Origin of the sequence: Flavobacterium terrisoli, assembly GCF_030167905.1 — a bacterium.
In the GTDB taxonomy this organism is placed as follows: Bacteria; Bacteroidota; Bacteroidia; order Flavobacteriales; family Flavobacteriaceae; genus Flavobacterium; species Flavobacterium terrisoli.
In genome coordinates this window covers 20,539-34,260 of record NZ_JARGNA010000005.1, presented here as the reverse complement: position 1 = coordinate 34,260, position 13,722 = coordinate 20,539, and the positions used below count along the sequence as shown (strand labels likewise).

General features: G+C 38.5%; 9 protein-coding genes. 5 read left to right on the top strand and 4 right to left on the bottom strand.

From position 1 onward, the window contains the following. The first annotated feature begins 1 nt into the window (after position 1). The 4 genes from P1K33_RS07620 (at position 2) to pheT (ending at position 7,813) form a co-directional block, all read left to right on the top strand. Positions 2-3,088, top strand: coding sequence for an efflux RND transporter permease subunit (locus tag P1K33_RS07620; protein ID WP_284652329.1), 3,087 nt, complete (start codon positions 2-4; stop codon positions 3,086-3,088). A 3-nt stretch (positions 3,089-3,091) separates the two neighbouring features. Next, complete coding sequence (locus tag P1K33_RS07615; protein ID WP_284652328.1) at positions 3,092-4,396, top strand: TolC family protein; 1,305 nt, start codon at positions 3,092-3,094, stop codon at positions 4,394-4,396. A 30-nt stretch (positions 4,397-4,426) separates the two neighbouring features. After that, positions 4,427-5,290, top strand: a complete 864-nt coding sequence (locus P1K33_RS07610) for a bestrophin family protein (protein WP_284652327.1) — start codon at positions 4,427-4,429, stop codon at positions 5,288-5,290. Between the two features lie 102 nt (positions 5,291-5,392). Continuing rightward, positions 5,393-7,813, top strand: a complete 2,421-nt coding sequence (gene pheT / locus P1K33_RS07605; RefSeq protein ID WP_284652326.1) for a phenylalanine--tRNA ligase subunit beta — start codon at positions 5,393-5,395, stop codon at positions 7,811-7,813. Positions 7,814-7,864: 51 nt separating this feature from the next. On the opposite strand, the gene P1K33_RS07600 is transcribed toward pheT, so the two are convergent. From P1K33_RS07600 to P1K33_RS07590, 3 genes are all read right to left on the bottom strand, one after another. Continuing rightward, positions 7,865-8,839 carry a D-alanyl-lipoteichoic acid biosynthesis protein DltD gene (locus P1K33_RS07600; protein ID WP_284652325.1) on the bottom strand — a complete coding sequence of 325 codons (975 nt, stop codon included), beginning with the start codon at positions 8,837-8,839 and terminating at the stop codon, positions 7,865-7,867. A gap of 5 nt (positions 8,840-8,844) precedes the next feature. Next, on the bottom strand, positions 8,845-10,290 hold the full coding sequence (locus tag P1K33_RS07595) for an MBOAT family O-acyltransferase (protein WP_284652324.1): 1,446 nt from the start codon (positions 10,288-10,290) through the stop codon (positions 8,845-8,847). A gap of 111 nt (positions 10,291-10,401) precedes the next feature. Then, the gene (locus P1K33_RS07590; protein WP_284652323.1) at positions 10,402-10,968 is read right to left on the bottom strand and encodes a fasciclin domain-containing protein; all 567 of its coding nucleotides are present in this window, start codon (positions 10,966-10,968) and stop codon (positions 10,402-10,404) included. Between the two features lie 198 nt (positions 10,969-11,166). Here P1K33_RS07590 and P1K33_RS07585 point away from each other — a divergent pair, with 198 nt between their 5' ends. Beyond that, on the top strand, positions 11,167-11,883 hold the full coding sequence (locus P1K33_RS07585) for a hypothetical protein (protein ID WP_284652322.1): 717 nt from the start codon (positions 11,167-11,169) through the stop codon (positions 11,881-11,883). Positions 11,884-11,932: 49 nt separating this feature from the next. Here the strand turns inward: P1K33_RS07585 and rpsA are convergent, their stop codons facing one another. Then, the gene (gene rpsA / locus P1K33_RS07580; RefSeq protein ID WP_284652321.1) at positions 11,933-13,708 is read right to left on the bottom strand and encodes a 30S ribosomal protein S1; all 1,776 of its coding nucleotides are present in this window, start codon (positions 13,706-13,708) and stop codon (positions 11,933-11,935) included. Positions 13,709-13,722 lie beyond the last annotated feature (14 nt).

The following is a 13,722-nucleotide window of genomic DNA, read 5'->3' as shown; positions in this document are numbered from 1 at the left end:
CATGAGTTTATCCACTTTAAGTATCAAACGACCGGTTTTTACGATTGTAATCAATCTGACCATTATTCTTTTTGGAATTATTGGTTACAGCTATTTGGGCGTCCGCGAATTTCCTTCAATTGACCCGGCGCAAATTTCGGTGCGGACTAATTACACTGGTGCGAATGCTGATATCATTGAATCCCAAATCACCGAACCTTTAGAAAAAGCGATTAATTCCATTGATGGAATCCGAAATATTACTTCTTCGAGCAACCAGGGTTCGAGCAATATCAATATCGAATTCAAGCTTGAAAAAAACTTAGAAGAAGCGGCCAATGACGTTCGTGATAAAGTATCACAAGCCGTTCGCAGTTTGCCACAGGATATCGATGCACCACCGGTAGTTTCAAAAGCTGATGCCGATTCTGATGCGATTATTTCGATGACGGTTCAGAGTGACACCAAAAACGTATTGGAACTGAGTGATTATGCCGAAAATGTAATCGCCGAGCGTTTGCAAACCATTCCGGGCGTGAGTACTGTTCAGATTTGGGGTCAAAAAAGATATGCGATGCGAATTTGGATTGATCCGGTAAAACTGACTTCTTATGGTGTTACCGTTTCAGAGGTCAGAGCCGCATTGGAAAAACAAAATGTCGAATTGCCTTCGGGAAAATTAACCGGTGCCAATACCGAATTGACGGTAAAAACCATGGGGAATCTTTCCGATGAGAAAGAATTCAATAACATCATTATTGTTGCAGAAGGTGATAAGATTGTCCGTTTGAGTGATATCGGGAAAGCCGAATTAAACTCGGAAAATCTTGAAACCGGATTCAAAGCCAATGACCAATCGATGGTGGCTTTGGCCATAGTACCTCAACCTGGAACCAATTATCTGGACATTTCCGAGCAGTTTTACAAACAATTTGAAGGTTTTCAAAAAGATTTGCCCAAAGACATCAAACTCAATGTCGCTTTAGACAATACCATATTCATCAAAAAATCAATTGTAGAAGTAGCCGAAACGCTATTGATTTCGATTATACTGGTAATTCTGATTATCTACTTATTCTTTAGAAACTGGGCGATTGCATTCCGACCGTTGATTGATATTCCCGTGTCGTTGATTGCAACGTTTTTTATCATGTATTTGTGTGGTTTCTCGGTGAACGTACTAACGCTTTTAGCCATTGTTCTCGCAACAGGATTGGTCGTGGATGACGGAATTGTAGTTACAGAAAATATCTTTAAGAAAGTCGAAGAAGGCATGACGCCAATTGAAGCCGCGATTAAAGGTTCCAACGAAATTTTCTTCGCCGTTATCTCAATTTCCATCACTTTGGCAGCCGTATTTTTACCGATTATATTTCTGGAAGGTTTTGTCGGGCGATTGTTCCGGGAATTTGGCGTCGTCATCGGGGCGGCAGTTTTGGTTTCGGCCTTTGTTTCCTTAACGCTTACGCCAATGTTGAACGCTTACTTGATGAAAGGTGGCGAACAAAAGAAAACCAAATTCTATACGTTTACCGAACCTTATTTTGAAGCATTGAATAAAGGTTATGCCAATTCGCTTGAAAATTTCATGAAAAAGAAATGGCTGAGTTTCCCGATTGTCATTGTTTGTATCGGATTGATTTGGTTGTTTTTCTCTATTCTACCTAAAGAAACCGCACCTTACGATGACCGAAGTTTGGTCATTGTTGGTGTAACGACTCCGGAAGGCGCAACTTATGACTATACAGACCGTTTTATGCAGGATATGTCCAAACTGATTAACGACAGCATTCCTGAGAAAAAAATTGCTTTGGTGATTACATCACCAGGATTCATGACATCTTCGGTCAATACCGGAAGAATCAGAATGGCGTTAAAAGATCCGGAAGACCGGGAGCGTTCCCAAAAAGAAGTGGCCGATGATTTTACCAAGTGGACCAAAAAATATTCGCAGGCCAAAGTAACCGTTTCCGAACAGCCAACTATTGCTGTAAACCGTCGCGGTGGTTTGCCGATTCAATATATTATTCAAGCGCCGAATTTCGAGAAATTGCGTGAAAAGATTCCGCAGTTTATGGATGAAGCCAACAAAAGTGAGACTTTCTCCAATGTGGATGTGAACTTGAAATTCAACAAACCCGAAATCAATGTAACCATCGACCGTGAAAAAGCGGAAAGCTTAGGGATTTCGGTTTTAGATGTCGCGCAAACATTGCAATTGTCTTTGAGTGGACAGCGTTTTGGCTATTTCATGCGAAACGGAAAACAATACCAGGTCATTGGACAATTTGACAAAAAAGACCGTGATGCGCCATTGGATTTGACTTCGATGTTTGTCAAAAACAACAAAGGTGAACTCATTCAGTTAGACAATGTCGTAAAAGTAGATGAACAAAGCAATCCGCCGCAATTGTACCACAACAATCGTTATATGTCGGCCACAGTTTCTGCCGGTTTGGCGCCTGGAAAAAGTATGGTTGATGGTATCGAAACGATGGATCAAATCAAGGAAAAAGTGTTGGATGACAGTTTCACCACCGACTTAGGCGGTGAATCCCGTGATTTCGTTGAAAGTAGTTCCAATACAGCCTTTGCTTTCGGACTGGCTTTGCTGCTGATTTATTTGATTTTGGCGGCGCAATTTGAAAGTTTCATCGATCCGTTTATCATCATTTTAACCGTACCAATGGCGGTTGCCGGCGCTTTATTTTCACTTTGGTTGTTTGGCCAAACGTGGAATATCTTTAGCCAAATCGGAACAGTGATGTTGATTGGACTGGTGACGAAGAATGGAATCCTGATTGTCGAATTTGCCAATCAGCTGCGGGAACAGGGCATTGAGAAATACGATGCGATTGTTCAGGCTTCTGAAGCAAGGCTTAGACCTATTTTAATGACGAGTTTGGCAATTGCCTTAGGTGCGTTACCTATTGCGTTGTCACTGGGTGCTGCTTCAACGAGCAGAATCGGAATGGGCGTTGTGATTGTCGGCGGAACAATCTTTTCTTTGATCCTGACTTTATTTGTCATTCCGTCTTTCTATTTAATGTGGTCGAGAGCCAAGAAACACCGACCTGAATTTGACAATGTAGAAGCTTTAGAGAAATAAGTTATGAAAATTAAATTATATATCGTCATAGTATTATTAGGCTTTGCACAAATAATCAAAGCACAGGAACTATTGAAACTGGAAGATGCAGTAAAAATAGCTTTGGAAAATAACTATGATATCAAGTTGGCTAAAAACGAGCTCAAGATTGACGAACTCAACAACAGTATCGGCAACGCCGGGATGCTGCCTTCTGTAAATGCTACCGTAGTCAATAACAACAGCATTTTAAACACTACACAAACACAATCTGATGGCTCGGAACGAACCTTAAACAATGCCAAAAACATGAACCTGACTTATGGTGTTGGTTTGGATTGGACCATTTTTGACGGGATGCGAATGTTTGCCAGAAAAGAACAATTGAACATTCTGCAAAAACAAGGCGAAGCCGAACTGAAATTGGCGATACTGACTAAAATCAGTGATGTGTATTTGAGCTATTTCGATTTGGTTCAGCAACAGCAACAATTGGCTGCGATTGATACGGCTATTGTAATTTCGAATGAAAGAGTCAACACAGCCCAAAACCGTTTCAGTATTGGCAAAGCTGCAAAATTGGAAGTTTTGAATGCACAAGTTGATTTGAATTCGGATATAAGTATGCAGTTGAAACAACAGGAATTAATCAAAACTACTAAGATTCGCCTGAACGAAATTTTAGCCCGTGATGTTCAAACCGATTTTACCGTAAGCAATGAAATTACTGTCGATGAGCAACTCAAACTCGACGAACTTACAACCTTGGCGGACAAGCAAAACCCACAAATACAAGCCCAATTATTGGCTAAAAACAGTGCGGAACAACAATTAAAACAAGTCAAAGCCGGTCGTTATCCGACGGTTAGAATTAATTCGGGTTATAACTTCACACGCTCCGAAGCATCATTGGGATTTGTGACCCAATCTTCCGGTAGAGGTTTGGTTTATGGCATTAATGCTTCGATGCCAATCTTTAACGGTAACCAGCAAAACCGTAATGAAAAAATTGCCAAAATAGAACTCGAAAACGCCAGCGTTACTTTGGAACAACAAAAAAGGAGTTTGGAAAGCCAATTGAATTCGGCTTATATGAGTTATGTAACCAATTTGGAACTCACCAAAGTCGAGGTCAAAAACCTGCAGATTGCCGAACAAAACTTAGACATTACGTTGGCAAAATTCAAAATTGGAACTATCACGCCTATCGAATTCAGAACGGCACAGCAAAATTTTCTCGATGCCAAAGTACGTTACAGCAATGCGTTGTATTTGACCAAAATTTATGAAATCGCGTTAAAAGAATTGGCTGGAAATTTGACTTTTTAATGTATTTTTGACGTCAAATAGCGCATCCCGATGATACAATACAACACCAAAGACTGGTTTACTTTTATCTTCCGTTTTCACAAAGCGGATACTTTCAGAACACTTTTACCGATAATGCTTGCCATCGGAGTTTATTCAGCGATTATTAGTTATGCAGAAGTTGAAATTTGGCAACTTTCTGAAAAAAGCTATGTAAAAAACATCACCATCATGCATGGCATGTTGGGTTTTGTAATTTCGTTATTGCTCGTTTTCAGGACTAATACGGCATATGACCGTTGGTGGGAAGGTCGAAGACAATGGGGAAGTTTGGTCAATAACAGTCGTAATTTTGCCATCAAATTAGCAGTGATTCTGGATGATGAAAAGGACAAAAGTTATTTCAGGAAAATGATTCCCAATTATGCATCAGTTTTACACAAACACCTGAATAACAATGATACTTCAAAGCAATTGTTTGACGATGTAGATTTGGAAATAGACCATCACAAACACAAACCCAATCAGGTGGCCAGAAAGATATTTGCCAAAATTCACGATTTATACCAGCAAAAGAAAATTTCGGGAGATCAACTGATTATCCTTAACACCGAATTTCAATCGCTGACCGATATTTGTGGTGCTTGTGAACGCATCAAAAACACACCTATTCCCTACTCTTACAGCGCGTTTATAAAGAAGTTCATCTTCTTTTACGTAATGACATTGCCTTTTGGCTATTCCTTTAGTCTAGGTTATTACACTGCACCGATTGTGGTTTTCATCTTTTATGTTTTAGCTTCATTGGAACTCATTGCAGAAGAAATCGAAGATCCGTTTGGTGGTGATGAAAATGATTTGCCTACCGAAAAGATAGCCTCAAACATCAAAAAGCACGTAGAAGAAATTCTGTAAACTGCATTTCGTCTTTTTGTTCAAAACAATCATCGATAAACGGCACATTTTGTTTTATCTCTCATCAGCAATCCTTATATTTGCGGCCTTAAAGTACAATACATGAGAATATCTTACAATTGGTTAAAACAATTCATTAAAATAGATTTAAAATCAGAAGAAACCTCAGCGATTCTGACCGATTTAGGTTTGGAAGTCGAAGTGGTTGAAAAATACCAATCGGTTCGTGGCGGATTGGAAGGTGTGGTTGTTGGTCATGTGCTAACTTGTGAAAAACACCCTGATGCCGACCGTTTGAAAGTGACAACCGTTGATTTAGGTGAAGGCGCTCCGGTGCAGATTGTTTGCGGTGCGGCGAATGTGGCCGCCGGACAAAAAGTACCTGTGGCTACTATCGGAACCAAATTGTTTGATGCCGAAGGTGTAGAATTTGAGATCAAAAAAGGAAAAATCCGCGGACAGGAAAGCCATGGGATGATATGCGCTGAAGATGAATTAGGTCTGGGAACAAGCCATGACGGGATTATGGTTTTGGATGCCAATCTAAAACCAGGAACGCCTTGTGCCAAGGTTTTCAATATAGAAAATGATGAAGTATTCGAAATTGGCTTAACGCCAAACCGCGCCGATGCAATGTCACATTATGGAGTAGCGCGTGATTTGCGTGCGAGCCTGTTGCAAAAAAACAGCAACATCGAGTTGATTACACCATCTGTTAGTACTTTCAGAATTGACAAAAGAACTTTAAAAATTGACGTTGACGTTAAGGACAGCAAGTTGGCCCCAAGATATTGCGGTGTTACGCTTTCGGGCTTAACGGTAAAACCTTCTCCGGAATGGTTGCAAAACCGTTTGAAAGCGATTGGGCTGACCCCAAAAAACAACATCGTTGACGTTACCAATTATATCCTACACGATTTAGGCCAACCGCTTCATGCTTTTGATGCGGCAAAAATCAACGGAAAAATCATTGTAAAAACAGCTGCAGCCGGAACCAAGTTCACGACTTTGGATGATGTGGAAAGAACATTACACGAAGAAGATTTGATGATTTGTGACGAAAAAGGACCATTGTGTATCGCCGGAGTTTTTGGCGGAAAAGGTTCGGGAGTTACTGAAACAACGAATTCAATTTTCCTGGAAAGTGCTTATTTCAATCCGGTTTCTGTTAGAAAATCAGCCAAAAGACATGCTTTGAATACCGATGCTTCTTTCCGTTTTGAAAGAGGAATCGACCCAACGATTACCGAGTTTGCGTTGAAACGTGCCGCACTTTTGATTAAGGAAGTTGCCGGTGGCGAAATCACTTCGGACATTATTGACATTTATCCGAAAAAGATTGAAGACTTCCCTGTTTTTCTTCATTTTGACAAGGCTTATAAATTAATCGGGCAGGAATTGCCAAAAGAAACCATCAAGAAAATTTTGGCTTCGTTGGATATTAAAGTCAATACCGTTTCTGATGCCGGTTTGGGATTAATCATTCCGTCTTACCGTGTCGATGTACAACGTGAAGTGGATGTGATTGAGGAAATCCTTCGTGTATATGGTTACAACAACATCAATTTTACCAAAAAACTGAATGCTACCGTTTCCAATTCGGCACGAACCGAAGACTATAAAGTACAGAATATTGTAGCCGCACAATTGAACGGCGTTGGTTTCCACGAAATGATGGCGAATTCATTGACTACGCCGGAATATGTTGGTTTATCCGAAATGCTGAAAGAAGAATACAATGTCATGATGTTGAATCCGTTGAGCAATGATTTGTCGGCAATGCGTCAGTCGTTGTTGTTCTCAGGACTAGAAGCGGTTTCATATAACATCAACCGCAGAAATGGTGATTTGAAATTATTTGAATTTGGAAAAACCTATCATAAAGAGCTTAATGGTTATAACGAACCAAAGCACCTGACTTTATTTGTTTCCGGAAACAGAAATGAAGAAAGCTGGACAAATCCGCAAAAACCTTCAGATTTCTTTTTGTTCAAGGGTTATGTGAGTTCGGTTTTAGACCGTTTGGGTATTACCAAAGTACAAAACAAACCGGTTGCTTCGGATGTATTTGCTGAAGGATTGGCGATGGCTCAGGGCAATGACATTTTGGTGGAATTCGGTACTGTGAAGAAATCGATTTTGAAACATTTTGACATCAAGCAGGAAGTATTCTATGCTGATTTCAACTGGAACTTAGTCCTGAAACTAATCGGAAGCAAAATCAAATTTACCGACATTCCTAAATACCCTGAAGTACGTAGGGATTTAGCGCTTTTGGTGGACGATTCAGTGGCTTTTGATGCGATTTATAATATTGCACGCCAAACCGAGAAATCGCTCTTAAAAGACGTGAACTTGTTTGATGTGTATCAAGGGAAAAATCTTCCGGAAGGCAAAAAGTCTTATGCGGTGAGTTTCACTTTACAGGATAATTCGAAAACCCTAACCGACGAGCAAATTGACAAAATCATGAGCAAGTTGCAAAAGAACATGGAAAGCGAATTGGGTGCGAGTTTGAGATAATCACTTCACTTTTATATAATATAAAAAATGCCCGAATTTCTTCGGGCATTTTTATTTGTTTCCGGAAAGGAGTTTATCTGCTTTCATCTTTTCCTTAAGTCTATCATTAAGCACTTTGGAAAATTTTACAGCACCGTTTATATTCAAGTGATCACAGTCGTGAAAATCAGTTCGTTTCATCGGATGGTTCAAATAATTCCAGTATTCAAGATTGAATTTTTCGGCTAAATTTTTAAAATCCGATTCCGATCTTTTTATGACATTTTTGTGGAGCATTTTTACATAGTCTTCGTAGCATGGCATGGTGATCAATATCGGAGTAATGTTCTTTGCTTTTAAGGTTTTGATAAAATCTTCCAGATCATTTACGATTTCCTTTTTTTCAGGAGAATCGCCATCGTCTTTTCCTTGATTTGCCCTAACCAAAATATGTTCGGGTGACATGCCTTCCTCCCTGCTGTTTTTATAAGTGAAAAATCCTTTTTTTATTGGCATGTCTAATTTATGTTCGTCATCCAGGTCAATAGCCTTAATTGTTTTGAACTTGCCGCTGATATCATTTTTTAATAAATGAATGGCAATACTGGCTGAATATCCTTCCAGATAAGACCATTTTGACAGGAAAGGCATTTCGTTCTCATATTCAACGCCGTTGCCATAATAGGACCAAATGGCTCTGCTGTCCATTCTGGAATAATTTAACGAGGTGGCGTCTACTGTGATAAAGACATATTTTAGGTTTGTGAGTTTGTCCAAATGTTTTAAAGCAATGCGTTTGTCGTAATACAAAGGTTGGGCTACATTGGCCAAATTAAAAGCATGCACTTCAAATTGATTTGGATCAATACCCAAAGTAGCTCGGGAATTTCCCAATATCAACACTTCGATTTTCTTTTGGTCCTGAAGAATTTCTTTTTCTTTTTCGGTATAAGTGGTATCAATCTGCCTTAGGTAAATTTCAAAGAAAGCCACAATAGCAATAAAGGGCAAGGCAAAATAAATCAGGTATTTAATAAATTTTTTCATGCCGCTTAAAATTGAAAGTAGATAAATTGTTGCTCTTTGGAATCTACGCAATAAAAAATGATAACGATAAGGGCGTAATAAAAAGCCCAACGGATTGGCCTTTTCCAATTCAATCCTAATTTTGAAATGGCAAATTGTTGTTCTCTGCCCAGCCATTCTATAATAAGAAAGAAAGCCAGCATGATAAAAGTATTGTTGTTGTCGGGCATTTTGGTTGGCATCGCAAACAAACTCCATGAAAACATATCTGAAACATAATCCATCGCCTGCGTTAAGTTGGCTGATCTAAAAAATATCCAGGCAAAAACCGCCAGGCAGAATGTAAGTGCCATTTGGAAAAACTCCTTTACTGAAGGCAAATATTTGCCTTGCGCCACAATGTCGAGGTTGTTTCTATTGGTTTTAAAAATAATCGAAGGCATGATGTATAAAGCGTTCAACAGTCCCCAAATGATATAAGTCCAATTGGCGCCATGCCAAAAACCACTGACCAAAAAGATGATAAATGTATTTCTGATGCTCATCCACATGCCGCCTTTACTGCCACCAAGCGGGATATACAAATAATCCCTAAACCAGGAAGACAGTGAAATATGCCAACGTCTCCAGAATTCGGCAATATCTCTTGAAAAATAAGGAAAGGCAAAATTGCGCAATAAATCGATTCCGAAGAGTTTGGCTGTTCCTAAAGCAATGTCGGAGTAACCGGAAAAATCCCCATAGATTTGAAACGCAAAATAAACCGCGCCGAGAAAAAGTGTACTTCCCGAATGTTCGGCTGAATTGTTGAATATCTCATTGGCATAGAGTGCGCATTTATCAGCGATTACTATCTTTTTGAATAATCCCCAAAGGATTTGCCGCAGTCCATCTGCCGCCATGGCATAATCAAAGGTTCTCTTTTTTTGTATTTGGGGTAATAAATGGGTTGCTCTTTCTATTGGTCCGGCCACTAGGAGCGGAAAGAAGCTCACAAAAACCGAGTAATCAATAAAGTTTCGCTCCACTTTTATTCGGTCATTATAAATATCAATCACATAGGATAATCCGTGAAAAGTGTAGAATGAAATCCCGACCGGTAAAATGACTTTCAACGTCCAGGGATTTACCTGCAACCCAAAATTGGAAATGGCTTCTGCAAACTCCGTAATAAAGAAATTGTAATATTTAAAGAATCCTAAAAATCCTAAGTTCACTGAAATGCTCAACCAAAGCCAGAAAGTCTTGATGCTTTGATTTTTGGCTTCCGCCATTTTGATTGCGGTAAAATAATCCAGTAAAATAGAGAAAACCAACAGGAACAGAAATCGCCAATCCCAACAAGCATAAAAGAAATAACTCGCGACAACCAGTAATATATTTTGCAGGCGTAAGTTTTTGTTGCATACAAACCAATACAATATAAAAACTATCGGTAAGAATATGGCAAAGCTTAAGGAGTTAAAAAGCATGGATTGTCCTCATTTTGCTCAAATATAGCAAATTACTTATGAAAACAAAAAGTCCCGATAGCTCGGGACTTTTCTTTTACACAAAACGTTTTCGAAGTAATTGAGTATAAGTTATGATTTAGGTGTTACAACCGCATCAATGACATGAATCACACCGTTAGATTGGTTGACATCGGCAATGGTTACTTTGGCACTTTTCCCATTTTCATCAGTCAGGTAAACCTCATTTCCTTTGGCCCAGGCAGTCAGTGTGCCACCGCTTACCGTTTTCAAAGTCGCTTTACCATTTCCTTTTTTAATGGCTGTGGCGATATCGGAAGCATTCATTTTTCCGGCTACAACATGATAAGTCAGGATGGTTTGCAATAGTTTTTTGTTTTCGGGTTTTAATAAAGTTTCTACTGTTCCTTTTGGCAGATTATCAAAAGCGGCATTGGTTGGCGCAAAAACAGTGAATGGCCCTTTAGTTTGTAGGGTCGCTACCAAATCGGCTGCTTTTACGGCAGCCACTAAAGTGGTGTGGTCTTTTGAGTTTACAGCATTTTCAATAATGTTTTTAAAAGGATACATTGGCGCGCCGCCAACGGTTACTGTTTTTTCTTTTTGTGCCAAAGCAACTGTACTAACAAATAGTGTCAAAGCAAAAAATGTGGTTGTAAAAAAATGTCTAGTTTTCATAGCAATTCGTTGTTTAAAGTTATAGGCTCATTTACGCCGCAAAATCGTTTATGGTTTTGCCCGATTCCATTTTTCTGAAAACTTTAACAACTGTTACAACACAATTAATTCCATTGTCTGCGTTGTATCGAAAATTAATTTTTGTATCTTAGAATTCATAATATTCGCATTATCAAATATTTAAAAAGGATAATAAAAATGCTTGTCAACAAATTGAACCTCGAAAAAGAATTGCTTACCCAAAGAAGAAAATTCAAATCGGAAGCAGCCATTTTAGCAGAAGTAAAAGCGATTTTTGCCGAAAATAATTTGGCACGGGAACAAATTACTCATAAGCTTTTAAAAGAAAGTTCAACAAAACCTAATCAGCTAAAGTTTGATTTATTGGAAACCGATAAGATTTTCCATTTAGAACAAATCAAAACCCTTTGCATCGATTACCGTTTGCGGTTTTTGGACAGCAATATCTTTAAAAACAATATTCCGGAAGAAGCCATTTCTAAAATCAGAGTGTTAGAAAAAGAACACAGTACTTCTTTGGAAGGATTTAAAATTGTAGCGCCAAGCAAATCCTTTCACCTGTTGAATTATGATGATCCTTTGCTTTTTATTCCTATTGGGAATGATTATTATTATTTGGTTCACCAATGGGGAAACGAAATGAATCCGCTGCGAAAGTTATTGGTATTACCGGTTAAAAACCTGGGGAATTTTACGATTACGAGCGTTATTGTCAGTATCATTATTACGTTTTTGATTCCCGAAAACAACCTGAGCAAATCAGTTCCGTTGGCTTCTGTAATCATATTTTTGTTTGCCTTTAAATCCATCTTTGCGGTTTTTGCCTATTACTTTTTTATGATGGGCAAAAACTTCAACGAAGAGATTTGGCAACGCGAATACTATAATAACTAAACAAAAAAGCCCCGATGACTCGAGGCTTTCTATTTATCAAAAACAAGAATTATTTCTTTTTCTCGCTTTTTTCCATTTTTGCTTTCAATCCGGCAAGGATATCATTGTTATCTCCTAAAGTTGAAGCCGGAGCATTGTTATTAGAAGCTACTGATTCAGCAACCGCTTTAACATTTTTCTCTTCTTCTTCTCTGAAAATAGCCGTGTGAGAAGCAACAACTCTTTTGAATTCTTTGTTGAACTCAATTACTTTGAATTCAGCTTCTTCACCTTTTTTCAATTTCTTACCATCTTCTTTTTCCAAGTGACGTGTTGGGATAAACGCAACAACATCATCTCCGAAATCTACAGTAGCACCTTTGTCAACAATCTCAGCGATAGTTCCTGTGTGAACAGTTCCTACAGCGAAAGCATCTTCATGTTTGTCCCAAGGGTTAGCAGTAGTTTGTTTGTGACCTAAAGATAATTTACGTCCTTCAACATCCAACTCTAATACTACTACATCTAATTTATCACCTACGTTAACAAATTCTGATGGGTGTTTGATTTTCTTAGTCCAAGATAAATCAGAGATGTATACTAAACCGTCGATTCCTTCTTCTAACTCAACGAAAATACCGAAGTTAGTAAAGTTTCTAACGATACCTGTATGTTTAGAACCTACAGGGTATTTAGAAGTAATATCTGTCCAAGGATCTTGCGTTAATTGTTTGATACCTAAAGACATTTTACGATCATCTCTGTCTAAAGTTAAGATAACTGCCTCAACAGTGTCACCAACTTTTACGAAATCCTGAGCACTTCTTAAGTGAGTTGACCAAGACATTTCAGAAACGTGGATTAAACCTTCAACACCTTCAGCAACTTCGATAAATGCACCGTAATCCGCGATTACTACTACTTTACCTTTAACTTTATCTCCAATAGTTAATTTAGAGTCTAAAGCATCCCATGGGTGAGCGTTTAATTGTTTTAAACCTAATTGAATTCTTGTTTTCTCATCATCGAAATCAAGGATTACAACGTTTAATTTTTGGTCTAATTCAAGAACTTCGCTTGGGTGATTGATTCTTGACCAAGAAAGGTCAGTAATGTGGATTAATCCATCTACACCACCTAAATCAATAAACACACCGTAAGAAGTAATGTTTTTAACAACACCTTCTAATACTTGTCCTTTTTCTAATTGACCAATGATTTCTTTTTTCTGAACTTCGATGTCAGCTTCGATAAGCGCTTTGTGTGAAACAACAACGTTTTTGAATTCGTGGTTGATTTTCACTACTTTGAACTCCATCATTTTGTTTACGTATACATCATAGTCACGGATTGGTTTCACATCAATTTGTGATCCCGGTAAGAACGCTTCGATACCGAATACGTCAACGATCATACCACCTTTAGTTCTACATTTAACAAAACCGTTAACGATTTCTCCGGTTTCATTAGCTGCAATAACTCTATCCCATGATTTGATAGTTCTTGCTTTTCTGTGTGATAATACCAATTGACCTGTTTTGTCCTCACGAACGTCAATTAATACTTCAACTTTGTCACCCACTTTTAAGTTTGGGTTGTAACGGAACTCATTCAAAGAGATAACTCCTTCCGATTTCGCGTTAATGTCAACGATTGCGTCTCTGTCAGTGATTCTAACTACAACACCTTCTACAACTTCTTCCTGATCGGTAGAAATGAAAGTTTTAGTAACTAAATCTTCAAACTCTTGTAAGTTTTTCGCGTCTACTGCGTCAATTCCTTCTGCGTAATTGTGCCAGTTAAATTCGTTTAAAAACGCTTGTTGTTCTTTATTTAATTCAGACATGCTGATAAAAAATT

What these genes read in the sequence shown, in the direction of transcription:
- P1K33_RS07620 (WP_284652329.1), top strand. Translation starts at nt 2, where the DNA reads ATGAGTTTATCCACTTTAAGTATCAAACGACCGGTTTTTACGATTGTA.
- P1K33_RS07615 (WP_284652328.1), top strand. Translation starts at nt 3,092, where the DNA reads ATGAAAATTAAATTATATATCGTCATAGTATTATTAGGCTTTGCACAA.
- P1K33_RS07610 (WP_284652327.1), top strand. Translation starts at nt 4,427, where the DNA reads ATGATACAATACAACACCAAAGACTGGTTTACTTTTATCTTCCGTTTT.
- pheT (WP_284652326.1), top strand. Translation starts at nt 5,393, where the DNA reads ATGAGAATATCTTACAATTGGTTAAAACAATTCATTAAAATAGATTTA.
- P1K33_RS07600 (WP_284652325.1), bottom strand. Translation starts at nt 8,839, where the DNA reads ATGAAAAAATTTATTAAATACCTGATTTATTTTGCCTTGCCCTTTATT.
- P1K33_RS07595 (WP_284652324.1), bottom strand. Translation starts at nt 10,290, where the DNA reads ATGCTTTTTAACTCCTTAAGCTTTGCCATATTCTTACCGATAGTTTTT.
- P1K33_RS07590 (WP_284652323.1), bottom strand. Translation starts at nt 10,968, where the DNA reads ATGAAAACTAGACATTTTTTTACAACCACATTTTTTGCTTTGACACTA.
- P1K33_RS07585 (WP_284652322.1), top strand. Translation starts at nt 11,167, where the DNA reads ATGCTTGTCAACAAATTGAACCTCGAAAAAGAATTGCTTACCCAAAGA.
- rpsA (WP_284652321.1), bottom strand. Translation starts at nt 13,708, where the DNA reads ATGTCTGAATTAAATAAAGAACAACAAGCGTTTTTAAACGAATTTAAC.